Below are 26,887 nucleotides of genomic sequence, written 5' to 3'. Positions count from 1 at the left end.
AAGTGAATAAGAATTTAATTATATTGGATATGAAATTTAAAGTTTCAACCTACTTTATTTTCTAATTTCCTTAACAATAAACGGGATACAGAAAAATAATGAAAAGGACAACCTAATAAAAATTATTTTGAGATATTGACTAATTTTGAATACGTGCATTAAGATTATGACATAATCAACGATGGGGTGATTGGCCGGCGCCTTCACGGAGCCGGAAAGAAATTCCTTTTTAAGAAAGCATCGAGGTGATATAAATGATGCCTCTCATATTTGCCAAGGAAGGCGAGACTGTGACGATACGCCGTATTTCAGGGAAAGACGACGTCCGACAGCATCTGGCTGAACTCGGATTTGTGATGGACGCAGAAGTTTTGATTGTCAGCCACATGGCAGGCAATCTGATTGTGCAGGTCAAAGGGAGCCGCATTGCTCTCGACAAATCCATGGCGCAGAGAATTTTCTTTTAAAGGAGGAAGGGAGCAGCTATGAAAACATTGAAGGAAGTGGCAGTCGGGGAGACCGCCAAGGTCAAGAGGATCGGCGGCAACGGACCGACGCGCCGCCGCATCATGGACATGGGCATCACGAAGGGCGTCGATGTCTTTGTCCGCAAGGTAGCACCACTGGGCGATCCGATCGAACTGACCGTCCGTGGCTACGAACTTTCTATCCGCAAGAATGAAGCGGAAGTCATTGAAGTGGAAGAGTAATTTCCTTATATATTATTCCTTAAGGTAGGAAAGGAGTCAGAATGTCAATCAGAATCGCCCTTGCGGGCAATCCGAACTGCGGCAAGACGACACTGTTCAATGAACTGACCGGCAGCAACCAGTATGTGGGAAACTGGGCCGGCGTCACCGTAGAAAAGAAGGACGGCATCCTCAAAGGACACAAGGATGTCATTATCCAGGATCTTCCGGGGATTTATTCTTTGTCCCCGTATACACTGGAAGAAAAGGTAGCAAGAAATTACCTGGTCAACGAGCAGCCTGACGTGATTCTGAATATCATCGATGGTACGAATCTGGAAAGAAACCTGTACCTCTCCACACAGCTGATTGAAATCGGACTGCCGGTCGTCATGGCAGTCAACATGATGGACCTCGTCAAGAAGAGCGGGGACAAGATCGATATCAAGAAGATGGGCGAGGAACTGGGATGCGAAGTCGTGGAAATCTCCGCACTGCAGGGCAAGGGCTGCAAGGAAGCTGCTGAAAGAGCCATCGAGGCTGCCAAGAGCGGCAAGAAGCACCGCCTTCCTTCCGTATTCACTGGAAGCGTGGAACACGCCATCGCGCATATTGAAGAATCCATCCATGATAAAGTGGACAGCGAATTCGTCCGCTGGTATGCCATCAAGGTATTTGAAAGAGATCATGATGCCACCGATGCGCTGCAGCTCGACCCGAAAATGCTCGCACACCTTGATACACATATCAAGGACTGCGAAGATCAAATGGATGATGATTCCGAATCCATCATCATCAACCAGCGTTACTCCTATATCGGACGCATCATTTCCAGCGTCCTGACGAAGAAGCATGACGGCCATGCAATGACAGTCTCCGACAAGATCGACCGCGTTGTCACGAACCGTATCCTTGCTCTTCCGATTTTCTTCGCCATCATGACGTTTGTGTACTACATTTCCGTCACAACCATAGGCACATGGGCCACCGACTGGACGAATGACGTATTCTTCGGTGAATATGTGAATGGTGCAGCTGCCAGCCTCATGGAAGCCATTGCTGCTCCTGACTGGCTGGAAAGCCTTGTCGTCGACGGCATCATCGGCGGCGTCGGCACCGTCCTTGGCTTCGTGCCGCAGATTGTTCTTATTTTCTTCTTCCTGGCACTCTTGGAAGACTCCGGTTACATGGCGCGCGTCGCATTCATCATGGACCGTATTTTCCGCAAATTCGGCCTGTCCGGCAAGTCCTTCATTCCGATCCTGGTCGGAAGCGGCTGCGGCGTGCCGGCTGTCATGGCGACACGTACGATCGAAGATCAGCGTGACCGCCGCATGACCATCATGCTCTGCACCTTCATCCCGTGCTCCGCGAAGGCTGTCATCATTTCCATGATCACATCCACCTTCTTCCCGGACTCGGTACTCATGGCTCCGGCCATGTACTTCCTGGGCATTGCCGTCATCGTTCTGGCGGGCATTGCTCTGAAGAAGACCTCTGCCTTTGCCGGCGATCCGGCACCGTTTGTCATGGAACTTCCGGCATACCATATTCCGGCCATGAAGGGTGTTATCCGTCATATGTGGGACAGAGCGAAAGGCTTCATCATCAAGGCAGGCACCATCATTTTCGCAGCCTGCGTCATCATTTGGTTCTTCTCCACATTCAATGCGTCCCTGGAAATGGTCGATATTGAAGACTCCATGCTCGCAGCCTTCGGCGGAGCTATTTCCTGGATCTTCGCACCGGTCGGCCTGGGCGACTGGAAGGGCGCTGTCGCTGTCATTTCCGCTGAAATGGCAAAAGAAAACGCTATCGGCACCCTCGCTGTCCTGAACGGCGTCGCTGCTGATGCAGAAGATATGGAACTCATGGCTGGCATTGCCGGCATGTTTACACCGATTGCCGCTTTCTCCTTCATGATCCTGAACCTGTTCGACCCGCCGTGCGTCGTAGCTATGGCTACGATTGCCCGTGAAATGGGTAACAAGAAATGGGCAGCTCTTGCCATCGGATTCCAGGTCATGCTCGGATACGGCATGGCATTCGTCGCTTACAACATCGGAAGCTGGCTCTACTACGGCGCATCCTTCGGCATTGCACAGGTCCTGGCCATCGTCGTCAGCCTGGCAGCTCTCTGGATGATCGTCCGTCCTGCTCCCAAGAAGAAGGAAGAAATTCTGGAAGGAGCCGGCGCGAAGGCGTAAGCACCATTATTTCAGAAAGGGTGATTTCATTGAGCATTGGCGTTTACTTAGTCATTGCTGCCATCGCCATCCTCTTCGTCATGGCATGCCGCCATATTTACAAGGTGACATTCGGCGGAGGAAGCTGCTGCGGAGGCGGGGACGGAGAATGTCCGGCCTGCAAAGCACGCAAAATGGAACTGCATGGGGGCATCAAGAACTCCTGAGTAAGGAAATTTCCAATCATGAAAGATGTCTGGGCCATCGGGCTCAGGCATCTTTTTTATTGCCCGGATGATATTTCGCTCAATTTCGCTTGAAAAAGCCCCTCTCGCTCGCGGACGGGAAAGAAACGACTGATTACTGATTACTCATTCAAAAAAATGCCGGCTTAAAAACGCCTTTTTCTTTAAAATCGGGCGGAGATCTTTTTCATGAACATATAGAATATATTTTTTATTTGTATTGCTATCATGAACAAAAACTATTAAAATAAGAGCGATATGCTTTTAACGTTTTTTACAAAATCAACGCGGCCTTCCCGCGCAAAGGAGAAATTACAAGAATGAGAGCACGTGGACTTTTATTTGGCGTAGCTGTCGCTTTCGCCGTCTGGAACATTATCGCTAATGGCGTGAACGTGAGAACCGTCGCCATTGCCGCTATGATCCTCATCTGCCTGGCAATGAATGTTTACAACTACCAGCAGAAGAAGAAAAGAAGACAGGAAGAGGAAGACAAGATCCGTGAGAAGGAAGAGATCCGCCGTCTCCGCGCTGAAGCCCGCCACAAGCAGGCGAGAAGAGGAAAGAGAAACAAGAAATAAGCATTTTGGGAATGCTTATCCGGGATAGATTCCCGTTTGTCTTTTTCTTCGAGGTGCATATGCCGGTCGCTTTAATTTACCGCTGGGTGATCTTCGTCCTTCTGATCATAGGGCTGATCCTCCTGATGAAGCATAAGGTCCTGACGCCTTTTGTTTTCTGGTCAAGAATCCAGTACTACACATTTTCCACATTTACCCTGTTCGTACTCTGGCTGGGCGCGACGCTCATGAAAGTGGACATGCCGGTCCTCTATACGGCCGACTTCCGCTACGCTGTCGCAGCGAGCCTCGGGACACTGTCGCTCATGTACCATCTCATCGTGCGGCCGGGCGCCATAAGGACCCACAAGCTGAACGATATCAGCTACGAACACTTTTCCTTTTACAACTACATATTCCATTACATCATTCCGATCCTGATGATGATTGACTACATTCTCTTCGTGGACAAGCGCGAAATGCACTGGTACACCACGATCACATGGATGGTCTACCCTGCACTCTATGTCGTCTTCGTCTACTTCAGGGCATGGCTGACGATCGTCCTCCACGGGAAGAGCCATCTCTATCCCTACACCTTCATGGATCCGAATTTCCATAATATCCTTGTCATCACGAAAGGCGTCCTCATGGTAGGACTCCGCTTCTTCATCATCGGCATCGTTGTCTATGCCGTCGGAGCAGGCCTCTGGGCTCTTGGCATCCCGCCCCTTTCCTGGACGTATAATGGATGATGGAATGGATAAATAAGATGGAACACCATAGGGGCATTCCCGCTTTTCCGGATGCCCGTTGTGGTATAATCAATGCATTGATTTCCCTTTATTGCTGCTCAAAAGGAGTATGAAGCATGGCAAATAAGATCACCAAGACTGGATCCCCGAAAGATTTCGTCGACCATTCCTATTTTTACAAACCCTATATGATTCCTGCAGCGTTAGGATTCATCCTCTGGGCAGCCTACGTATGCTGGACCGGATACTGGGGCGTCGTCCACGGCCGCGTGCCTGTCATCGATATCGGCATGCAGATTGCCATCCTCTGGTGGCTGCTCGATACCGTCCTCACCAAGACCGTTTACCGTCTGGAAGACGACGGTCTCTACATGCTGAAAACCGGCGTAGGCCATAAGAAGGAAATCATCATTCCCTATGATGAAATCTACGGCGTGCACCACTTCAAGAACCAGCTCATGAAGCCGGTCACCTACCGCTACACATTCCACGAATACGCAAAAATGGACAACCGTCCGATCTGGTCCCTCCTTTACGATATCGGAAGCACCCAGAAAGTCGGCCGCGTCCTCATGAAAGCCTCTGAAGAATTCTGGAAGGCATTCGAAAAGAAACTGCCAGGCCAGATCCGCATCCCGCAGGAAGAAGTCGTCACTTTTACTTATAAAGGCATGGAAAAGAAACTCCGTGAACAGGGCTACTTCAAGGAACATCCGGAAATGGACTTCGAAGAAGGCATCAAGCAGCTCCGTCAGAAGGGCACCGAAATGGGCGGCCGCGCTGACGAACTGACAGGCGAAGACTTCCACGGCGAAGAAGTCGAACTCAAAGACGGCACCAGAACCGATACATTGGAAGCTGCCAGAAAGAAAGGCATCGCCACCAGCGAAGCAAAAGAAAAAGCGCCTGAAGAAACCGCCAAGGAAGAACCGGCCAGGAAAGAAACAGAAGCAAAAGAAACGAAATAAAAGACAAATGGGAGCTGTGACAAAGTGTGCAAACATTTTGTCACAGCCCTTTTTCTATTGGAATATTCCATTGGAGGATTATCTGACATAAATATAGGCTTGTGTTATCTGAAAACCATAGGCGATGATGCTTCGCCTTCTTAGAAAATGCTGTTTTCGCCCAGCCTTTTTTAGAAACTGCACCCCTTTCGGCCCGTGCATAATGATAGAAGTCATTACTGATCTTAACGTGGATTCAACTGGTATACGGCCCACTTCCCCCGAAGGTGGCAGCTGCGCAAGGAATAAAGGGAGGAACTCAGCTCTGATTTGTTTGAAACCTTTCGTAATCCTATCCCGGCCTTCCCTTCCAGGGCAAGGTCAAAGGCCTCTCCAATTGGAGGGGCTTTTTTTGATGCATAAAATTATCCGTGCCACCACTCAAACTTCGCGAGAAACGCAAAATTCGGGGTCTCTGAGTGGTTTGCGGCTCTCGCGTGGGAAGAAGGACGACGAAATCGAAACGCGCTTTAGAGACGCCCTCAGAGGCGAAAATGAAAGAAAGCATGAAATCGGACGATATCCATCGATATCCGAAGCGATTCATGATGAAAAATGATGAAAATCAGCTGCGGAAGATAGGAATCGCCTGCCATTCGCAACAAAATAAGGAAAAATCGGAAAAATCATTTATAAAATAAATCTATTGGTAATTATAGAGAAACCATGAAATGAGCCGATTTTTTCAAGAAATATCGTATACAAACTATTCTTTGTTTAGGGCTGCCAAAAGATAATGATAAAAAGATGTCCTCCTGTTAGAAATTGGAGATTTATGCATGAAAAAGCTATAAATCAGGAGAATACATTAGATTCTAAGTTATCTATCAAATAAATTGATAAGTGAGTGAAAGTCATCGAGCCGAAAATATCCATTGAGATTCATTGAGATAAACGATGATAAAATGCATAAACATAGTACACATACCTAAAAAACGGTAAAAGTACTATGTTTTTTTGTAAATTCCGAACTTTTCTTGTACCATTAATTCAGACGCTTCACAGGGGAGCGTACTTCAAGGCGGACCCGGCCGGGAACCCGGGACGTAGAAAAAGGAGGATAGCAGTCCGGTTGGTTTCCAGGATTATGAGGGGGCTCATCAAGATCCGTATTCTGCAATATTCATTATTTAATAGATGGATTAGAGCATGGACCTTTTCACTTTTCTGGAAAAATTCTGGCCGCAGAAGCGGCGGATATTCTTTGAAAACAAGAATAATAATAACAATAAACAAGAAAGGTGGTTTTTATGGATCCAGCGATTATCACACTATGTGTGCTTGCGGTTGCAGCATTCCTGTTCGTCACCGAACTGATTCCGCTGGCTGTCACAGCTATGGCAGCTTGTACCGCACTGGGTATTCTGGGAGTACTTCCGTCTAAACAGGTATATGCGGGACTCTCCAACTCCACAGTCGTACTCTTCGGCGGCATGTTCGTCATCGGCGCGGCTATGTTCAAGACAGGCCTTGCTGAAGCAATCGGCGTAGCCGTCGTTAAGAAGGCAGGAACGAATGAGATTCCGCTCATGGCAGCTATCATGCTCGTCACGATCGTTCTCTCCTCCGTATCCTCCAACACTGGTACCGTTGCCTGCCTCATGCCGGTTATCGTAGGCATCTGCCAGGCAGCTAAGATTCCTGCATCCAAGGAATTAATGCCTCTGGCAATCGCAGCTAACGTAGGCGGCACGATCACCATGATCGGTACTCCGCCAAACGTTATCGTTACCGGCGCCCTTGCAGCAGCAGGGCTTCCGACATTCGGATTCTTCGAATTCGCTAAGATCGGTATTCCGCTCTCCATCATCATCCTCCTCTACACACTCTTCGTCGGACGTCATTTCCTGCCGGTTAAATCTGCAGGTGCGATGGACGAAGAAGCTGTGAAGGCTGCTAAGGAAGAAGCAGGCGCAGGCGGAGATGCTCCGAAGAGCAAAACAAAGATGTGGATTTCCGGCCTGATCCTGATCGGCGTCGTTCTGGCTATGGCTCTTGGCCTCAAGAACCTGCCGCTCCACACAGCTGCCGTTACCGGCGCTATCCTCTGCGTCATTACCGGATGCCTCAAGGAAAAAGAAGCATATGCAGGTATTGACTGGGTAACCATTTTCCTGTTCGCAGGCATGCTTTCCGTTGCAACAGCAATGGACAAGACCGGCGCAGGCAAACTGATTGCTGATACCGTCGTAGGCATGATGGGTGCAAACCCGAACCCGTATGTCCTGACAACAGTACTGTTCCTGATTTCCAACATTCTCACGCAGTTCATGTCCAACACCGCATCCGCAGCGCTCCTCGCTCCGATCGGAATTTCCATTGCACAGTCCATCGGCGTCGATCCGAAACCGGTTCTGATGGCACTTGGCATCGCGGCATCCTGCGCATTCGCCACACCAATGGCTACTCCGCCAAACACCCTGGTCCTCGGACCTGGCGGATTCTCCTTCAATGACTATGTCAAAGTCGGCGTTCCGATGTGCGTGCTGTCTCTTATAGTCAGCGTTATCATCATCCCGATCATGTGGCCATTCCATTAATAGGGAATTGTCCTTGAAGGCCAAGATGCTTCTGCATCTGACGAAGGAGGGGTCCGGATTTTCCCGGATCCCGTCTTCCTTATTTTAAGCGGCTTTGCCGCGGGCATCCTTAGATGCTTTATCGTAGAAAGGTGGATTATTACATGGCAACTCCAAGCCCGCTTTCCATTTGTCTCACCAACATGGTAATCGTGTTCGCCGTTCTGATTTTCCTGGCGTGCGTTATCCAGCTCATTCATGTTATTGACCCGACAAAGGCAAAGAAAAAATAATCAAATAGGAGGATACAAAATATGGACGGCTTTATGAGAGCACTTGCTTCCGTATGGACAGACTCTGGCTTTGCCTCTCTGACCTGGGAAAACATTGTTATGATTTTAGTAGGACTTGTCCTGCTGTACCTGGCAATTGCAAAAGAATATGAACCTCTTCTGCTTCTGCCAATCGCATTTGGCGACATTATGGCCAACTTCCCGAATACCGGCTTTGAAACCGATATGGGCGTTATGATGGCTATTGGTTTTGGTATTAAGTATGAAATTTTCCCGCCGCTGATTTTCATGGGCGTAGGCGCAATGACAGACTTTGGTCCATTGATCGCTAACCCGAAAATGGTTCTTCTGGGCGCTGCAGCTCAGATCGGCGTATTCGTAGCCCTCGCCGGCGCTATGCTCCTCGGCTTCAATGTCCAGGAAGCAGCTTCCATCGGTATCATCGGTGGTGCTGACGGCCCGACCGCTATTTACCTGACAACTAAACTGGCTCCACATCTGCTGGGCGCTATCGCAGTTGCTGCTTACTCTTACATGTCCCTGGTTCCGCTGATTCAGCCACCGATCATGAAACTCTGCACCACCAAAGAACAGCGTAAGATCCGCATGGTCAACCTTCGCCCTGTAACCCATTTCGAAAAGGTTGCATTCCCGATCGTTGTAGCTATCGTAGTTTCCCTGCTTCTGCCGCCAGTAGCAGCCCTGATGGGATGCCTCTGCCTTGGCAACCTGTTTGAAGTTTCCGGTGTTACAGCACGTCTGTCCGATACTGCTCAGAATGCAATGTGCAACATCGTTACCATTTTCCTTGCAACCGGCACAGGCCTGACCATGACCGGCGACAAATTCCTTCGTATCCAGACCATCGAAATCATCGTTCTCGGCCTCGTAGCATTCGCAGCCGGCACCGCTGGCGGCGTCCTCTTCGGCCAGATCATGAGAATCGCATCCGGCAACAAGGTCAACCCGCTGATCGGTTCCGCAGGCGTATCTGCAGTTCCAATGGCAGCCCGCGTTTCCCAGGTTGTAGGTCTGAAGGACAACCCGTCCAACTACCTGCTGATGCAGGCAATGGGCCCGAACGTAGCAGGCGTTATTGGTACTGCAGTAGCTGCAGGCACCATGCTGGCTCAGTTCGGAGGTTAAGACTGGAATTCCCCAGTCTTATCGCATAAAAGCATACTGCTTATAATGAAATCCGCAGAAAAAAGAGACTTTCATCTCTGATTTCTGCGGATTTTTATTTCTAATAATTTTTTAGATTTTGACGTTTTTCGTCATTTTAATTGTCGACTTTACATAGATTACGACGTTTTTACTGAGAACGATTTTGATGATAATTATTATCACTAGCTGAATTAATAAATAGGTAGCTATGGAATGGAAATATTCAATGCAAATTCAGAAAAACAAAAAGTATAAGATGGAAATGCTTAGCATTTATATAGCATTCTAGAATATAGCAATCTATACTTTATTGCATAGTATACGATAAATACAGCCAAGGATGAGCAAAGCGAATAGATACAGATGAGATAAGAATGATTAGCAAAGTTTATAAATGAAATGAGGCTAATTATAAATTAAATATAACGTAAATATAACAGAAACGATTAAAAAACGATTGGAATAAAGCCGGGCAAGTTTGAAAAAATTGTCGCCCGTATATACAATGGGTTCAGGTGCATGTGCCGGAGGGGGAAATCCGTCACAAATCCAGGGCCCGCTCCGGGTCTTCAGAAAGGAGGATAGCAGGTTTCCAAGGAGCTATTTCAGTTTCCGGGGGGAAACAGAAGGATTCATTTATCTATCCAGCTATTATCAATTATATATATGAATCCCACACTCTTCCGGGACATTCTTCCAATTCCGCTTTCCAAAGCACCCAAGGAAAGCCTATGGAATGAAAAATGAATAAGGAAGGTGAACATTCATGGATCCAGCTATAACCACCCTGTGTGTACTCGCAGTGGCAGCATTCCTGTTCGTCACCGAACTGATTCCGCTGGCTGTCACAGCTATGGCAGCTTGTACCGCACTGGGTATTCTGGGAGTACTTCCGTCTAAACAGGTATATGCGGGACTCTCCAACTCCACAGTCGTACTCTTCGGCGGCATGTTCGTCATCGGCGCGGCTATGTTCAAGACAGGCCTTGCTGAAGCAATCGGCGTAGCCGTCGTTAAGAAGGCAGGAACGAATGAGATTCCGCTCATGGCAGCTATCATGCTCGTCACGATCGTTCTCTCCTCCGTATCCTCCAACACTGGTACCGTTGCCTGCCTCATGCCGGTTATCGTAGGCATCTGCCAGGCAGCTAAGATTCCTGCATCCAAGGAATTAATGCCTCTGGCAATCGCAGCTAACGTAGGCGGCACGATCACCATGATCGGTACTCCGCCAAACGTTATCGTTACCGGCGCCCTTGCAGCAGCAGGGCTTCCGACATTCGGATTCTTCGAATTCGCTAAGATCGGTATTCCGCTCTCCATCATCATCCTCCTCTACACACTCTTCGTCGGACGTCATTTCCTGCCGGTTAAATCTGCAGGTGCGATGGACGAAGAAGCTGTGAAGGCTGCTAAGGAAGAAGCAGGCGCAGGCGGAGATGCTCCGAAGAGCAAAACAAAGATGTGGATTTCCGGCCTGATCCTGATCGGCGTCGTTCTGGCTATGGCTCTTGGCCTCAAGAACCTGCCGCTCCACACAGCTGCCGTTACCGGCGCTATCCTCTGCGTCATTACCGGATGCCTCAAGGAAAAAGAAGCATATGCAGGTATTGACTGGGTAACCATTTTCCTGTTCGCAGGCATGCTTTCCGTTGCAACAGCAATGGACAAGACCGGCGCAGGCAAACTGATTGCTGATACCGTCGTAGGCATGATGGGTGCAAACCCGAACCCGTATGTCCTGACAACAGTACTGTTCCTGATTTCCAACATTCTCACGCAGTTCATGTCCAACACCGCATCCGCAGCGCTCCTCGCTCCGATCGGAATTTCCATTGCACAGTCCATCGGCGTCGATCCGAAACCGGTTCTGATGGCACTTGGCATCGCGGCATCCTGCGCATTCGCCACACCAATGGCTACTCCGCCAAACACCCTGGTCCTCGGACCTGGCGGATTCTCCTTCAATGACTATGTCAAAGTCGGCGTTCCGATGTGCGTGCTGTCTCTTATAGTCAGCGTTATCATCATCCCGATCATGTGGCCATTCCATTAATAGGGAATTGTCCTTGAAGGCCAAGATGCTTCTGCATCTGACGAAGGAGGGGTCCGGATTTTCCCGGATCCCGTCTTCCTTATTTTAAGCGGCTTTGCCGCGGGCATCCTTAGATGCTTTATCGTAGAAAGGTGGATTATTACATGGCAACTCCAAGCCCGCTTTCCATTTGTCTCACCAACATGGTAATCGTGTTCGCCGTTCTGATTTTCCTGGCGTGCGTTATCCAGCTCATTCATGTTATTGACCCGACAAAGGCAAAGAAAAAATAATCAAATAGGAGGATACAAAATATGGACGGCTTTATGAGAGCACTTGCTTCCGTATGGACAGACTCTGGCTTTGCCTCTCTGACCTGGGAAAACATTGTTATGATTTTAGTAGGACTTGTCCTGCTGTACCTGGCAATTGCAAAAGAATATGAACCTCTTCTGCTTCTGCCAATCGCATTTGGCGACATTATGGCCAACTTCCCGAATACCGGCTTTGAAACCGATATGGGCGTTATGATGGCTATTGGTTTTGGTATTAAGTATGAAATTTTCCCGCCGCTGATTTTCATGGGCGTAGGCGCAATGACAGACTTTGGTCCATTGATCGCTAACCCGAAAATGGTTCTTCTGGGCGCTGCAGCTCAGATCGGCGTATTCGTAGCCCTCGCCGGCGCTATGCTCCTCGGCTTCAATGTCCAGGAAGCAGCTTCCATCGGTATCATCGGTGGTGCTGACGGCCCGACCGCTATTTACCTGACAACTAAACTGGCTCCACATCTGCTGGGCGCTATCGCAGTTGCTGCTTACTCTTACATGTCCCTGGTTCCGCTGATTCAGCCACCGATCATGAAACTCTGCACCACCAAAGAACAGCGTAAGATCCGCATGGTCAACCTTCGCCCTGTAACCCACTTCGAAAAGGTTGCATTCCCGATCGTTGTAGCTATCGTAGTTTCCCTGCTTCTGCCGCCAGTAGCAGCCCTGATGGGATGCCTCTGCCTTGGCAACCTGTTTGAAGTTTCCGGTGTTACAGCACGTCTGTCCGATACTGCTCAGAATGCAATGTGCAACATCGTTACCATTTTCCTTGCAACCGGCACAGGCCTGACCATGACCGGCGACAAATTCCTTCGTATCCAGACCATCGAAATCATCGTTCTCGGCCTCGTAGCATTCGCAGCCGGCACCGCTGGCGGCGTCCTCTTCGGCCAGATCATGAGAATCGCATCCGGCAACAAGGTCAACCCGCTGATCGGTTCCGCAGGCGTATCTGCCGTTCCAATGGCAGCTCGTGTATCCCAGGTTGTAGGTCTGAAAGACAACCCGTCCAACTACCTGCTGATGCAGGCAATGGGCCCGAACGTAGCAGGCGTTATTGGTACCGCAGTAGCTGCAGGCACCATGCTCGCACAGTTCGGATCCTGATCGTAAGATCAGTACGGATCATAAAAGACGCATCTCTTCGGAGGTGCGTTTTTTGTTTGCAATCCGGGGCTTTCGGCAAGGAAAAGGACATAAAGAGGATCGGATAAGACCACAAAAAGGGGAGTATATCAAAATACGGAAAAATGGAACAAATAGTATACTTTCTATAAGGAAGAAAGCTGTAAATAATGACAGGCAAGTGCAGATTCAGGAATATAAATAAAAGCGGTAAATACAGGGATTTTCTGAGATACTACCGCTATATAAACAACGCTTATAATCCTTTATTGTAAATGTTGATAGGCATGTATTTAGATGTGCATACTATGTAATAGTTAATTGATACTTAAATTTACATAGTATACACAATGAATTTGCAGAAATACTGCTGCATAGTATCCGTAAGCATAAAGATAGTATACTATGTAATTCGAAAATGACGGAATTTCTGGCCAAAAGCGGTATTTTGCATTTAGTCAGGATGTAAAAGCAAATAGAAATACTGCGCAAAAAGACAGCGTGACAAAATATGTCATAAGCATTTTTCAAGTGCAAAATAAATGCGGTAAATACAGGGGTTTTGAGGTTTTGTATACAGCTTGAAAAGGGGGTATCCCGTGCATAGAATTATCCATAGGTGCCTATGGATTGCAACTGAAAATCCATAGATAAGGGTTCGACCCCGGGACCATTTTTGAAAGGAGGATAGCAGGTTCTTCAGGGGAGTCGTTTTCCGGAAATTATTTCGGGATTCATTCGATTCAAGCTATTTTTATCAAACAATTTCATATGAGTCTCCAAAAATCTTCCGGAAACATTCTTTGACGAGCATCCTCCCGCACCGGTTGGGAAGCCGGTCAAAGAATCATCACTAAGGAAGGTGAAAATTATGGATCCAGCCATTATCACACTGTGTGTCCTGGCGGTTGCAGCTTTCTTGTTCGTTACCGAACTGATTCCGCTGGCAGTCACAGCTATGGCAGCTTGTACCGTTCTCGGTATTCTGGGCGTTCTTCCTGCTAAACAGGTATATGCAGGTCTGTCCAACTCCACCGTCGTACTGTTCGGCGGTATGTTCGTCATCGGTGCTGCTATGTTCAGAACCGGTCTTGCCGAAGCTATCGGCGTTGCAGTCGTTAAAAAAGCAGGCAGCGGTGAAGTTCGCCTGATGGGCGCAGTTATGCTCGTAACCATCGCTATGTCCTCTGTATCTTCCAACACCGGTACAGTTGCATGCTTGATGCCAGTTGTTGTTGGTATCTGCCAGGCAGCTAAGGTTCCGGCTTCCAAGGAATTGATGCCACTGGCTATCGCTGCTAACGTCGGCGGTACCATCACCATGATCGGTACTCCGCCAAACGTTATCGTTACCGGCGCACTGGCTACAGCAGGACTCCCGACATTCGGATTCTTTGAATTCGCTTACATCGGCATTCCGCTGTCCGTCATCATCCTCGTATGGATGCTGACCATCGGCCGTCGTATGCTTCCATCCCACAATGCTGGCGAAATGGACGAAGAAGCAGTTCAGGCTGCTAAGGAAGAAGCAGGTGCTTCTGATGACAAGGCTCCAAAGAGCAAGACAAAAATGTGGATTTCCGGTCTCATCATGGTCGGCGTTGTAGTCTGCATGGCTCTTGAACTCCCGACCGTACCGCTGCAGACCGCAGCAGTCACCGGCGCAATCCTCTGCGTCATCACCGGCTGCCTCAAAGAAAAAGAAGCATATGCTGGTATCGACTGGGTAACAATCTTCCTGTTCGCTGGTATGCTTTCCGTTGCAACCGCTATGGAAAAGACCGGCGCAGGCAAACTGATTGCTGACACCGTCGTAGGCGCTATGGGTGATAACCCAAGCCCGTACCTCCTGACCGCTGTACTGTTCCTGATTTCCAACATCCTGACACAGTTCATGTCTAACACCGCATCCGCAGCACTTCTTGCTCCGATCGGTATCTCCATTGCACAGTCCATCGGATGCGATCCGAAACCTGTACTGATGGCACTTGGTATCGCAGCTTCCATGGCTTACGCAACCCCAATGGCTACTCCGCCAAACACCCTGGTTCTTGGACCTGGTAACTTTACATTCAACGATTATGTAAAAGTTGGTGTTCCGCTCTGCCTGATTTCCTGGGTTGCCTGCGTTATCATCATCCCGATCTTCTGGCCATTCCATTAATCTGAAATGTCCTGAAGGACGAAATCAAGTCTTACCAGTAAGGCGCCTCCGGCAGGTACCGGAGGCAGCCCTTACATTTACCGGGTGCGGCGGTTCCGCACAAAGGATGCTTGGAAGAGCGTCCTATCAATAGAAAGGTGGATTTATTACATGGAAACTCCGGGCCCACTTTCGATTTGTATCGTCAACATGGTTATTGTATTTGCTGTACTGATTGTTCTGGCTTTCATCATTCAGCTGATTCACGTTGTGGATCCAACCAAGAACAAAACTGCAAAGAAATAATTCAATAACTGGAAAATAGGAGGATACAAACATGGATGGCTTTATAAGAGCACTTGTTTCCGTATGGACAGACTCTGGCTTTGCCTCTCTGACAATCGAAAACATCGTTATGATTCTGGTAGGACTTGTCCTGCTGTACCTGGCAATTGCAAAAGACTATGAACCTCTTCTGCTTCTGCCAATCGCTTTCGGCGATATTATGGCCAACTTCCCGAACACCGGCTTTGAAACCGATATGGGCGTTATGATGGCTATCGGCTTTGGTATTAAGTATGAAATTTTCCCGCCGCTGATTTTCATGGGCGTAGGCGCAATGACAGACTTTGGTCCGCTTATCGCTAACCCGAAGACCATGCTTCTGGGCGCTGCAGCTCAGATTGGCGTATTCGTAGCACTGGCTGGTGCTATGGCTCTTGGCTTCAACGTTCAGGAAGCAGCTTCCATCGGTATCATCGGTGGTGCTGACGGCCCGACCGCTATTTACCTGACAACTAAACTGGCTCCACATCTGCTGGGCGCTATCGCAGTTGCCGCTTACTCTTACATGTCCCTGGTTCCGCTGATTCAGCCGCCAATTATGAAGCTCTGCACCACAAAAGCTCATCGTCAGATTAAGATGGTTACCCTTCGTCCGGTTACCCGTTTCGAAAAGGTAGTATTCCCGATCGTCGTAGCAATTGTCGTTTCCCTGCTTCTGCCGCCAGTAGCAGCCCTGATGGGATGCCTCTGCCTTGGCAACCTGTTTGAAACATCTGGTGTTACAGCACGTCTGTCCGATACCGCTCAGAACGCACTGTGCAACATCGTTACCATTTTCCTTGCAACCGGCACAGGCCTGACCATGACCGGCGACAAGTTCCTCCGTCTCCAGACCATCGAAATCATTTTCCTGGGCCTCGTAGCATTCGCAGCTGGCACCGCCGGCGGCGTACTGTTCGGTCAGGTAATGAGAATTGCATCTGGCAACAAGGTAAACCCGCTGATCGGTTCCGCAGGCGTATCTGCAGTTCCAATGGCAGCACGTGTATCCCAGGTTGTAGGTCTGAAAGACAACCCGTCCAACTACCTGCTGATGCAGGCAATGGGCCCGAACGTAGCAGGCGTTATCGGTACTGCAGTCGCTGCAGGCACCATGCTCGCACAGTTTGGATCCTGATCCGGACCGGATTTAAAGAAGCAGAATGTTTCCTCCTGAAAAGGAGTCTTGGGAATCCAATCCTCTCCCTTCCCTGGAGAAGGGGGAGGGGGATTATCCCTTTTTCAAAAATTTCATCAAAAATTCTTTAAAATTTCTTTTCGAAAGATAGAAGAAAATAAATGCAAAAGAATTGCGATAAAATCTATGAAAACCGGACATTTTTGCTTGATATAAACGATATTTATAAAGCCTTATTGCAATTATTGATATACAGCAATTTCAATAGTATGCGATGTTATGGATAGGCTGACCTCATAAAACATAGATTGCTATGCTTAAAATGCAAAAGCAGGTATCCAAAAGCGGGCAGCCAAAATATATAGTATGCAATGCAATTCGATGAAATCACACTTTCCGATTGGAAGGTGCTTTTTTATTGTCTGCAAACGGAATAAGGAATGGGAATAAAGTGCAAAAATCAGTGATGTCTGAATTTGTCACGGATGGATTCTTAATAGGAAAAATTGCCAACAAACGTGAAAAAATGGTGCATTTTGGCGCTATTGAAAAGGCAGGGAACGGCCGTTATCATTATCCATAGGTGCCTATGGATTGCAACTACAAGTCCATAGAAATGCAGATCCTGTCCCGGGATCATTTCAAAAGGAGGATAGCAGGTTCACAAGGGAATACATCGTTTTCCGGAATATGTTTCGGGATTCATTCGATTCAAGCTATTTTTATCAAACAATTTCATATGAGTCTCCAAAAATCTTCCGGAAACATTCTTTGACGAGCATCCTCCCGCACCGGTTGGGAAGCCGGTCAAAGAATCATCACTAAGGAAGGTGAAAATTATGGATCCAGCCATTATCACACTGTGTGTCCTGGCGGTTGCAGCTTTCTTGTTCGTTACAGAACTGATTCCGCTGGCAGTCACAGCTATGGCAGCTTGTACCGTTCTCGGTATTCTGGGCGTTCTTCCTGCTAAACAGGTATATGCAGGTCTGTCCAACTCCACCGTCGTTCTCTTCGGCGGTATGTTCGTCATCGGTGCTGCCATGTTCAGAACCGGCCTTGCAGAAGCAATCGGCGTTGCCGTTGTTAAAAAAGCAGGTACTGGCGAAGTTCGTCTGATGGCAGCAGTTATGCTCGTTACCATCGCTATGTCCTCTGTATCTTCCAACACCGGTACAGTTGCATGCTTGATGCCAGTCGTTATCGGTATCTGCCAGGCAGCAAAGGTTCCGGCTTCCAAGGAATTGATGCCACTGGCTATCGCTGCTAACGTCGGCGGTACCATCACCATGATCGGTACTCCGCCAAACGTTATCGTTACCGGCGCACTGGCTACAGCAGGACTCCCGACATTCGGATTCTTTGAATTCGCTTACATCGGCATTCCGCTGTCCGTCATCATCCTCGTATGGATGCTGACCATCGGCCGTCGTATGCTTCCATCCCACAATGCTGGCGAAATGGACGAAGAAGCAGTTCAGGCTGCTAAGGAAGAAGCAGGTGCTTCTGATGACAAGGCTCCAAAGAGCAAGTCCAAGATGTGGATTTCTGGTCTGATCATGCTGGGCGTTGTAGTCTGCATGGCTCTTGAACTCCCGACCGTACCGCTGCAGACCGCAGCAGTCACCGGCGCAATCCTCTGCGTCATCACCGGCTGCCTCAAAGAAAAAGAAGCATATGCTGGTATCGACTGGGTAACAATCTTCCTGTTCGCTGGTATGCTTTCCGTTGCAACCGCTATGGAAAAGACCGGCGCAGGCAAACTGATTGCTGACACCGTCGTAGGCGCTATGGGTGATAACCCAAGCCCGTACCTCCTGACCGCTGTACTGTTCCTGATTTCCAACATCCTGACACAGTTCATGTCTAACACCGCATCCGCAGCACTTCTTGCTCCGATCGGTATTTCCATCGCTCAGGAAATCGGATGTGATCCGAAACCTGTACTGATGGCACTTGGTATCGCAGCTTCCATGGCATTCGCTACCCCAATGGCTACTCCGCCAAACACCCTGGTTCTTGGACCTGGCAACTTTACATTCAACGATTATGTAAAGGTCGGCGTACCGCTGTGCGTAATTTCCTTCGTAGCATGCGTTATCATCATCCCGATCTTCTGGCCATTCCATTAATCCGGCTTGTCCCTGAAGGATGAAAAAAGATTTGCTTCTTGAGTAAGACGCTTCCGGCCCTGTCCGGAAGCGGTCCTTACTATTTTACCGGGTGCGGCGGACCCGCACAGGGGAACCGTTAAAGGAACCCCATCAATAGAAAGGTGGATTATTACATGGAAACTCCGAGCCCACTTTCGATTTGTATCGTCAACATGGTTATTGTATTCGCAGTTCTGATTGTTCTGGCTTTCGTCATTCAGTTGATTCACATCATTGACCCAACCAAGAACAAGGCAAAGAAATAATTCAATAACTGGAAAATAGGAGGATACGAATATGGATGGCTTTATGAGAGCACTCGTTTCCGTATGGACAGACTCTGGCTTTGCCTCTCTGACAATCGAAAACGTAGTTATGATTCTGGTAGGACTTGTCCTGCTGTACCTGGCAATTGCAAAAGACTATGAACCTCTTCTGCTTCTGCCAATCGCATTCGGCGATATTATGGCCAACTTCCCGAACACCGGCTTTGAAACCGATATGGGCGTTATGATGGCTATTGGTTTTGGTATTAAATACGAAATTTTCCCGCCGCTGATTTTCATGGGCGTAGGCGCAATGACAGACTTTGGTCCGCTTATCGCTAACCCGAAGACCATGCTTCTGGGCGCTGCAGCTCAGATCGGCGTATTCGTAGCACTGGCTGGTGCTATGGCTCTTGGCTTCAACGTTCAGGAAGCAGCTTCCATCGGTATCATCGGTGGTGCTGACGGCCCGACCGCTATTTACCTGACAACTAAACTGGCTCCACATCTGCTGGGCGCTATCGCAGTTGCTGCTTACTCTTACATGTCCCTGGTTCCGCTGATTCAGCCACCAATCATGAAACTCTGCACCACCAAGAAACAGCGTCAGATTAAGATGGTTACCCTTCGTCCGGTTTCCCACTTCGAAAAGGTAGTATTCCCGATCGTTGTAGCGATCGTTGTCTCCCTGCTTCTGCCGCCAGTAGCAGCCCTGATGGGATGCCTCTGCCTCGGCAACCTGTTTGAAGTTTCTGGTGTTACCGCTCGTCTGTCCGATACCGCTCAGAACGCACTGTGCAACATCGTTACCATTTTCCTTGCAACCGGCACAGGCCTGACCATGACCGGCGATAAATTCCTTCGTGTTCAGACACTCGAAATCATTGCTCTGGGCCTCGTAGCATTCGCAGCTGGTACCGCCGGCGGCGTACTGTTCGGTCAGGTAATGAGAATTGCATCTGGCAACAAGGTCAACCCGCTGATCGGTTCCGCAGGCGTATCTGCAGTTCCAATGGCAGCTCGTGTATCCCAGGTTGTAGGTCTGAAAGACAACCCGTCCAACTACCTGCTGATGCAGGCAATGGGCCCGAACGTAGCAGGCGTTATCGGTACTGCAGTCGCTGCAGGCACCATGCTGGCTCAGTTCGGAGGCTGATCGTAAGATCATCCCGAATGATAAAAACGCATCTCTTCGGAGGTGCGTTTTTCGTTTGCCTTCTTGCCGCAACGCCCCAATGACTGACCGGCAGGGTAGGGAAAGAAAAGCAGAAAAAGGATCCGGAAATAGGAACAGGAAAGGGGTGAAAGGGAATGAAAAGGACCCGTTTTTGGAAAAATGCTGCAAGGAACTAGGGGTTCGCATTAAGGAAGTCCGGTATTATCGGACGAAGTGCACTGCCAGTGGCAGATATAACCAGCCTAATGGAAATGGATATAATGAAACTTTATAGCATACTATACAAAAAATCTGATACGCAATTATTAGGAATGACTTAAAAATGACTGTTAAAAATTCCGAAATGATACATAGCATACATATCTAATACATGGATTTGATTTGCAAATGCAGCAAAAATAAAAAACAGATAGATAACGATGCTATCTATTTGCATCAACATTTTTTATGAAAAGTTTATGTTTGCATTTGCGGACGAAAAGAGCCCGTTTCGGGAGCTCTTTTTTTTACATTTTTAATGCACTTGCAACCGAATATCATTTAAAATTTCAAAAATCAGCGAGGGAAATTATGTTCCGGGTGCCCGAAACGCGTTTGAAAAATGAAAGGAAGGCCGTTACAATAACCAACAGGTGCTCACGAAATGCAAGTACATTGTAATTTGCTGACAGCAGGTGTCAGAATTTGGAAGCGTTTTGCATTTACGTGACAAAAATCCCCGCCCCGGGGGATATTCGAAAGGAGGATAGCAGGTTGACCAGGGGTTGTGTTCCGGAATGATTTCTGGACTCATCAAGTGTCAAGCATTTATTTTTATCACAATTTCATATGAGTCTCTTGATCTTTCCGGAATGTTGCCGGATGATCCGAACCTTCACCTGGGTATGGACCATCCGCTTAAGTCATTTTTAGGAAGGTGAACATTTATGGATCCAGCTATAATCACACTGTGCGTGCTGGCAGTCGCTGCTTTCCTGTTTGTTACCGAACTGATTCCGCTGGCTGTTACCGCAATGGCAGCCTGCACCGCTCTCGGTATTCTGGGCGTACTTCCGTCCAAACAGGTTTATGCAGGTCTTTCCAACTCCACTGTCGTCCTCTTCGGCGGCATGTTCGTCATCGGCGCTGCCATGTTTAAGACTGGCCTCGCTGAAGCAATCGGCGTTGCAGTAGTTAAGAAGGCAGGTACAGGCGAGATTCGTCTGATGGGCGCAATCATGCTCGTTACCATCGTCCTGTCCTCCGTTTCCTCCAACACCGGTACAGTTGCCTGCCTGATGCCAGTTATCGTCGGCATTTGCCAGGCTGCTAAAATCCCGGCTTCCAAGGAATTGATGCCACTGGCTATCGCTGCTAACGTCGGCGGTACCATCACCATGATCGGTACTCCGCCAAACGTTATCGTAACCGGCGCACTGTCCGCAGCAGGACTCCCGACCTTCGGATTCTTCGAATTCGCTAAGATCGGTATTCCGCTGTCCATCATCATTCTTCTTTACACACTGTTCATCGGCCGTCACCTCCTGCCAGACAAATCTGCAGGCGCTATGGACGAAGAAGCAGTCAAAGCTGCTAAAGAAGAAGCCGGCGCAGGCGATGATGCAGCTCCGAAGAGCAAGACAAAGATGTGGATTTCTGGTCTTATCCTGATCGGCGTTGTAGTCTGCATGGCTCTTGGCCTTAAGAACCTCCCGCTGCACACCGCAGCAGTTACCGGCGCAATCCTTTGCGTCATCACCGGCTGCCTCAAAGAAAAAGAAGCATATGCTGGTATCGACTGGGTAACAATCTTCCTGTTCGCTGGTATGCTTTCCGTTGCAACAGCAATGGATAAGACCGGCGCAGGCAAACTGATTGCTGACACCGTCGTTGGTATGATGGGCGCAAACCCGAACCCATACCTCCTGACCGCTGTACTGTTCCTGATCTCCAACGTTCTGACACAGTTCATGTCCAACACTGCATCTGCAGCTCTGCTTGCACCAATCGGTATTTCTATCGCTCAGTCCATCGGCTGCGATCCGAAACCGGTTCTGATGGCTCTTGGTATTGCAGCTTCCATGGCATTCGCAACACCAATGGCTACTCCGCCAAACACACTGGTCCTCGGACCTGGCGGATTCTCCTTCAACGACTATGTCAAGGTCGGCGTTCCGATGTGCCTGATCTCCTGGGTTGCGTGCGTCATCATTATCCCGATCTTCTGGCCATTCCATTAATCAGGGATCGTTCTTGAAGGACAAAGATGCTTCTGCATCTGACGAAGGAGGGGTCCGGGTTTTCCCGGATCCCGTCTTCCCTTATATTCAGGCGGCTTTGCCGCGGGCATCTTAGATGCCTTATCGTAGAAAGGTGGATTATTACATGGAAACTCCAAGCCCACTTTCGATTTGTATCACCAACATGGTTATTGTATTTGCCGTACTGATTTTCCTGGCATTCGTTATTCAGCTCATCCACATTGTGGACCCGACCAAGAATAAGAAGAAATAATTCAATAACTGAAAAATAGGAGGATACAAATATGGATGGCTTTATGAGAGCACTTGTTTCCGTATGGACAGACTCTGGCTTTGCCTCTCTGACCTGGGAAAACATTGTTATGATTTTAGTAGGACTTGTCCTGCTGTACTTGGCAATTGCAAAAGAATACGAACCTCTTCTGCTTCTGCCAATCGCATTCGGCGATATTATGGCTAACTTCCCGAATACCGGTTTCGAAACCGATATGGGCGTTATGATGGCTATTGGTTTTGGTATTAAATACGAAATTTTCCCGCCGCTGATTTTCATGGGCGTAGGTGCAATGACAGACTTTGGCCCATTGATCGCTAACCCGAAGACAGTTCTTCTGGGCGCAGCTGCTCAGATCGGCGTATTCGTAGCACTGGCCGGCGCTATGATGCTCGGCTTCAACGTTCAGGAAGCAGCTTCCATCGGTATCATCGGTGGTGCTGACGGCCCGACCGCTATTTACCTGACAACTAAACTGGCTCCACATCTGCTGGGCGCTATCGCAGTTGCTGCTTACTCTTACATGTCCCTGGTTCCGCTGATTCAGCCACCGATCATGAAACTCTGCACCACCAAGAAACAGCGTCAGATTAAGATGGTTAACCTTCGTCCTGTAACCCACTTCGAAAAGGTTGCATTCCCGATCGTTGTAGCTATCGTTGTTTCCCTGCTTCTGCCGCCAGTAGCAGCCCTGATGGGATGCCTCTGCCTCGGCAACCTGTTTGAAGTTTCCGGTGTTACCGCTCGTCTGTCTGATACCGCTCAGAACGCACTGTGCAATATCGTTACCATTTTCCTTGCAACCGGCACAGGCCTGACCATGACCGGCGATAAATTCCTTCGTGTTCAGACCATCGAAATCATCATCCTCGGCCTCGTAGCATTCGCAGCTGGCACCGCTGGCGGCGTACTGTTCGGTCAGGTCATGAGAATCGCATCTGGCAACAAGGTAAACCCGCTGATCGGTTCCGCAGGCGTATCTGCCGTTCCAATGGCAGCTCGTGTATCCCAGGTTGTAGGTCTGAAAGACAACCCGTCCAACTACCTGCTGATGCAGGCAATGGGCCCGAACGTAGCAGGCGTTATCGGTACTGCAGTTGCTGCAGGCACCATGCTGGCTCAGTTCGGAGGCTGATCGTAAGATCATCCCGAGCAATAAAAACGCATCTCTTCGGAGGTGCGTTTTTTGTTTGCCAAAGTGGAGAAGACTCATAGGACATTTCGTGGTGATTTTATAGCCGATGAGGCCTGTATTTATCGGGCTTCATCGGCATTTAAGATTTTCAGGGATTCTTAACGGGCGGACAAAACGTGGTAATAAAAAATTTGAAAACAACTGTAAATATGGGATGAAACAGGATCTTAAATTTCCAGGATGAATGGATTTTGGTAAGATTGCTGTTATGGAAAATAGCTGTCCTTGTTGTTTCTTTACTTGCAGCAGAGGCGGAAAAGTATCAGGGGACATAACCTTGGAAGTACCGGGGCGCGGGTGCGTACTCTTCCAGCTGGTCGTGATGCGATGAGTTGCAGGACAGCAAGGGAGACCAGTCTGCCTCGTATTCGGTTTTTGATACAGGTATCAGGAATCATTGTATTAATATTTAGTCCTGTAATCGTAGAACTTATAGGACATTTCGTGGTGTTTTTATGATCGATGGAACCAGTGTCTATCGGGCTTCATCGGCATTTTAAGATTCCCTCTCCTTTGCGGGGCATCGAGTAGGATGTACCTGTAAAGACAGGAAGAGGGAATCCAGTATGTTGCTCGCACTTCTCCGGGAAAATAAGATCAGGGCAAATAAGAAATGAGTTTTTAGCTTCAAGCCGCCGGGCAGTCTCGTCGGAGAAAGTGATTCTGCTGCCGTTGTCTTTTCTGATAGAAGGAATGATGTCTGCTATGATTTTGCAAGGAGCGAAAGAGGCTTATCCAGTAAGGGTTGTATTATCTCCCAGATTGCAACCCCGCATTCCCAAGAGGGGAGCGCTGTGGATGGGGGATCGTTCAGCAGGATGCTCTTGCTTTTAATTTTTGTTCCTGCCCGCAAGGTTTCAGTTTTGCTGCACAGTGCATGGAAATATTTTCACCTGTCATCATTCATTTGAGGGATTATCCCCTGATCGGTACCTGCCTTTTCCCGAGATGAGTGCTCCCGGTAAATGCTGCCGTGAAAATGCAGATGTTCTTATTCCATCCTTTGCCCGAGAGGTCATTGGGGAGTCATCAGATGGATGCCAGGAAGTACTCAAAAAGTACAGCAAAATCTCTTCTGCTGCAGGAATACAAAATGGTTGAAAGCAGCCGGTAAGTCAGGGGTGGTCTAAGGTGAAAAGGTTCATTCATCAAATGGAGCGAAAGGCAGAAAGATGTTCAGGACGCCTGGATGACCATTTCCTGTCAAAAAATCGTCTGCTGCCCGATGGGAATGCATTGTATGAACAATTCTTAAATACTTTGTATGTCTCTTGACAGGGACATAGCAAACATGATAGATTTCCGAAAGAATGCTTCGGATGGAGAATAACGGAGGGTTTTCTATAAAAAGGGGCGCAAGGGGCGGTATTCCTTTGCTAAATCGGGTCCGTTGCATTATAATAGAAGTACTGGTATGATATACACGTAGAAGGAGTACTAACAAGATGCAAATGATCGATCTGTCGGACGTGCATGATTTCAGCGCGGCCCGGTTCATACTTTACTGGGTGGTGGCTTCTGTTGTAGCCGTCATCGTAGCTTACGGCATCGGACAAGAGAGAAAACTCAGGTGGTTCAAACCGAGAAGTTCTAACGGATTCATGGTCCGCCGCGGCCCTTTGGGAAATTTCAGTCTGCTGGGTGTACCGCATTCCAAGGGAGGCGTTGCTATCACGGTTGGTATTTTCATTGCCGCCGGCATTATTTGGGCAATTCTTGTATTCATGATTCTTCCGGCACTTGGATACAATATTTAATTCCATAATACGGTTTCCTGCGTATGGCACAGGGGTAGGAAATCATCCTGAAAATAGGACCTGGCATTGAAAAATGTCGGGTCTTTTTTTAGGTTTAGGGATAGCAGTGCCGGTCATTTCTTTTTTTACACAAGGAGGTCTTATTGGTATGGCAAATTGGGAATCAGTTCTTGAGGAACTATTTACGGGCGTCATGGGGATGCAGGATCCGACGGTATGGATCATGTTCCTCATCGGCGGGCTCCTCATCTGGCTGGGAGTGAAGAAGGACTATGAGCCTATGCTTCTCTTCCCGATGGGGGTCGGATGTATCCTGGCTAACATCCCCGGACATTTCGCGGTCATCCCGACGGGAGGCGGTGAACCAGGTTTCCTGACGGTGCTCTATAATGCAGGCATCGCCAACGAGCTTTTCCCTGTCCTGATCTTCATCGCCGTCGGTGCGATGTGTGATTTCACACCGCTCATCCGCGCTCCGTACGTTATGCTCTTTGCAGCGGCAGCGCACTTCGGTATTTTTGCGGCAGCGCTTCTCGCTGCTATGGTCGGCTTCCCGTTCAATGAAGCGGCTTCGATCGGCATCATCGGTGCTGCTGACGGCCCGACCACCATCTTCGTCGCACAGAAATTTGCGACAAATCTGCTGGCTCCGCTGACGGTCACGGCGTTCTGCTACATGTCCCTCGTGCCGATTATCCAGCCGCCGATCGTCAAACTCATGACGACAAAGCATGAAAGAAGAATCCGCATGGGATTCAAGGAAGAAAAGCCGGTCTCCTGGACAGCGAAGTTCCTCTTCCCGTTCATGGTCGTTCTTCTGGCAGGCATCATTGCCCCGATTTCCGTACCGCTCATCGGTGCGCTCATGTTCGGCAACATGCTGAAGGTTTCCGGCGTCTGCGATTCCCTGTCAGATGCTGCGCAGAATGAGCTGTCCAACCTCGTTACGCTCTTCCTCGGCATCACAGTCGGCGCTACGATGACAGCAGAAAACATCCTTACATTCGACGTACTGAAGATCCTGGCTCTGGGTGCTGTTGCCTTCGTATTCGATACTGTGGGCGGCGTTCTCTTTGCCAAGATTGCCAATCTCTTCCTGAAGAAGAAAATCAACCCGATGATCGGCGCATGCAGCATTTCCGCATTCCCGATGTCCGGCCGTGTCATTGCGAAAATGGCGCTCAAGGAAGACCCGACAAACTACATCATCCAGCATGCCATGGGCGTCAACGTGGCAGGCCAGGTCGCTTCCGTCGTCGCCGGCGGTCTCGTCCTTGCATTGATCCCTGTATTAGGATAAGGAGGAA

At 48.8% G+C, this 26,887-nt stretch carries 24 protein-coding genes; all 24 read left to right on the top strand.

From position 1 onward, the window contains the following. The first annotated feature begins 254 nt into the window (after positions 1 to 254). The 24 genes from OIM03_00190 to OIM03_00075 all read left to right on the top strand — a co-directional run bounded on the left by OIM03_00190 (position 255) and on the right by OIM03_00075 (position 26,880). Complete coding sequence (locus tag OIM03_00190; GenBank protein HJI72700.1) at positions 255 to 467, top strand: ferrous iron transport protein A; 213 nt, start codon at positions 255 to 257, stop codon at positions 465 to 467. A gap of 18 nt (positions 468 to 485) precedes the next feature. Then, entirely contained in the window at positions 486 to 710 is a 225-nt protein-coding gene (locus OIM03_00185) for a ferrous iron transport protein A (GenBank protein ID HJI72699.1), read from the top strand. Between the two features lie 41 nt (positions 711 to 751). Beyond that, a complete protein-coding gene (gene feoB, locus OIM03_00180) occupies positions 752 to 2,896 on the top strand; it encodes a ferrous iron transport protein B (protein ID HJI72698.1) in 2,145 nt (714 codons plus the stop codon). Positions 2,897 to 2,925: 29 nt separating this feature from the next. Continuing rightward, positions 2,926 to 3,102: a hypothetical protein gene (locus tag OIM03_00175; protein ID HJI72697.1), complete on the top strand. Its 177-nt coding sequence runs from the start codon at positions 2,926 to 2,928 to the stop codon at positions 3,100 to 3,102. 338 nt (positions 3,103 to 3,440) lie between these two features. After that, positions 3,441 to 3,701: a hypothetical protein gene (locus OIM03_00170; protein HJI72696.1), complete on the top strand. Its 261-nt coding sequence runs from the start codon at positions 3,441 to 3,443 to the stop codon at positions 3,699 to 3,701. A 59-nt stretch (positions 3,702 to 3,760) separates the two neighbouring features. After that, the gene (locus OIM03_00165) at positions 3,761 to 4,435 is read left to right on the top strand and encodes a Pr6Pr family membrane protein (protein ID HJI72695.1); all 675 of its coding nucleotides are present in this window, start codon (positions 3,761 to 3,763) and stop codon (positions 4,433 to 4,435) included. Positions 4,436 to 4,551: 116 nt separating this feature from the next. After that, the gene (locus OIM03_00160) at positions 4,552 to 5,403 is read left to right on the top strand and encodes a hypothetical protein (protein HJI72694.1); all 852 of its coding nucleotides are present in this window, start codon (positions 4,552 to 4,554) and stop codon (positions 5,401 to 5,403) included. 1,289 nt (positions 5,404 to 6,692) lie between these two features. Continuing rightward, complete coding sequence (locus tag OIM03_00155; GenBank protein ID HJI72693.1) at positions 6,693 to 7,982, top strand: SLC13 family permease; 1,290 nt, start codon at positions 6,693 to 6,695, stop codon at positions 7,980 to 7,982. A 113-nt stretch (positions 7,983 to 8,095) separates the two neighbouring features. Beyond that, a complete protein-coding gene (locus tag OIM03_00150) occupies positions 8,096 to 8,254 on the top strand; it encodes an OadG family protein (GenBank protein HJI72692.1) in 159 nt (52 codons plus the stop codon). A gap of 21 nt (positions 8,255 to 8,275) precedes the next feature. Beyond that, positions 8,276 to 9,400 carry a sodium ion-translocating decarboxylase subunit beta gene (locus OIM03_00145; GenBank protein HJI72691.1) on the top strand — a complete coding sequence of 375 codons (1,125 nt, stop codon included), beginning with the start codon at positions 8,276 to 8,278 and terminating at the stop codon, positions 9,398 to 9,400. 787 nt (positions 9,401 to 10,187) lie between these two features. Further along, positions 10,188 to 11,477 carry an SLC13 family permease gene (locus OIM03_00140; GenBank protein ID HJI72690.1) on the top strand — a complete coding sequence of 430 codons (1,290 nt, stop codon included), beginning with the start codon at positions 10,188 to 10,190 and terminating at the stop codon, positions 11,475 to 11,477. A 113-nt stretch (positions 11,478 to 11,590) separates the two neighbouring features. Beyond that, positions 11,591 to 11,749, top strand: coding sequence for an OadG family protein (locus OIM03_00135; GenBank protein ID HJI72689.1), 159 nt, complete (start codon positions 11,591 to 11,593; stop codon positions 11,747 to 11,749). A gap of 21 nt (positions 11,750 to 11,770) precedes the next feature. Further along, complete coding sequence (locus OIM03_00130; protein ID HJI72688.1) at positions 11,771 to 12,895, top strand: sodium ion-translocating decarboxylase subunit beta; 1,125 nt, start codon at positions 11,771 to 11,773, stop codon at positions 12,893 to 12,895. A gap of 889 nt (positions 12,896 to 13,784) precedes the next feature. Then, a complete protein-coding gene (locus OIM03_00125; protein ID HJI72687.1) occupies positions 13,785 to 15,077 on the top strand; it encodes an SLC13 family permease in 1,293 nt (430 codons plus the stop codon). Between the two features lie 150 nt (positions 15,078 to 15,227). Next, positions 15,228 to 15,362: an OadG family protein gene (locus tag OIM03_00120; GenBank protein ID HJI72686.1), complete on the top strand. Its 135-nt coding sequence runs from the start codon at positions 15,228 to 15,230 to the stop codon at positions 15,360 to 15,362. 31 nt (positions 15,363 to 15,393) lie between these two features. Further along, positions 15,394 to 16,518 (top strand): sodium ion-translocating decarboxylase subunit beta, encoded by a 1,125-nt coding sequence (locus tag OIM03_00115; protein HJI72685.1) that lies wholly within the window; start codon positions 15,394 to 15,396, stop codon positions 16,516 to 16,518. 839 nt (positions 16,519 to 17,357) lie between these two features. Further along, the gene (locus OIM03_00110; protein ID HJI72684.1) at positions 17,358 to 18,650 is read left to right on the top strand and encodes an SLC13 family permease; all 1,293 of its coding nucleotides are present in this window, start codon (positions 17,358 to 17,360) and stop codon (positions 18,648 to 18,650) included. Positions 18,651 to 18,805: 155 nt separating this feature from the next. After that, the gene (locus OIM03_00105; GenBank protein HJI72683.1) at positions 18,806 to 18,937 is read left to right on the top strand and encodes an OadG family protein; all 132 of its coding nucleotides are present in this window, start codon (positions 18,806 to 18,808) and stop codon (positions 18,935 to 18,937) included. A gap of 31 nt (positions 18,938 to 18,968) precedes the next feature. Then, on the top strand, positions 18,969 to 20,093 hold the full coding sequence (locus tag OIM03_00100) for a sodium ion-translocating decarboxylase subunit beta (protein HJI72682.1): 1,125 nt from the start codon (positions 18,969 to 18,971) through the stop codon (positions 20,091 to 20,093). A 947-nt stretch (positions 20,094 to 21,040) separates the two neighbouring features. Then, on the top strand, positions 21,041 to 22,333 hold the full coding sequence (locus OIM03_00095) for an SLC13 family permease (protein ID HJI72681.1): 1,293 nt from the start codon (positions 21,041 to 21,043) through the stop codon (positions 22,331 to 22,333). 115 nt (positions 22,334 to 22,448) lie between these two features. Further along, positions 22,449 to 22,607 carry an OadG family protein gene (locus OIM03_00090; protein HJI72680.1) on the top strand — a complete coding sequence of 53 codons (159 nt, stop codon included), beginning with the start codon at positions 22,449 to 22,451 and terminating at the stop codon, positions 22,605 to 22,607. Positions 22,608 to 22,638: 31 nt separating this feature from the next. Continuing rightward, positions 22,639 to 23,763 carry a sodium ion-translocating decarboxylase subunit beta gene (locus OIM03_00085; GenBank protein ID HJI72679.1) on the top strand — a complete coding sequence of 375 codons (1,125 nt, stop codon included), beginning with the start codon at positions 22,639 to 22,641 and terminating at the stop codon, positions 23,761 to 23,763. 1,505 nt (positions 23,764 to 25,268) lie between these two features. Next, a complete protein-coding gene (locus OIM03_00080; protein HJI72678.1) occupies positions 25,269 to 25,580 on the top strand; it encodes a phospho-N-acetylmuramoyl-pentapeptide-transferase in 312 nt (103 codons plus the stop codon). Positions 25,581 to 25,728: 148 nt separating this feature from the next. Next, on the top strand, positions 25,729 to 26,880 hold the full coding sequence (locus OIM03_00075) for a sodium ion-translocating decarboxylase subunit beta (GenBank protein HJI72677.1): 1,152 nt from the start codon (positions 25,729 to 25,731) through the stop codon (positions 26,878 to 26,880). Positions 26,881 to 26,887 lie beyond the last annotated feature (7 nt).

The sequence above is a fragment of the Veillonellaceae bacterium genome (assembly GCA_025992895.1).
GTDB lineage: Bacteria > Bacillota > Negativicutes > Veillonellales > Dialisteraceae > Dialister.
This window is presented reverse-complemented; position numbering and strand designations above follow the sequence as displayed.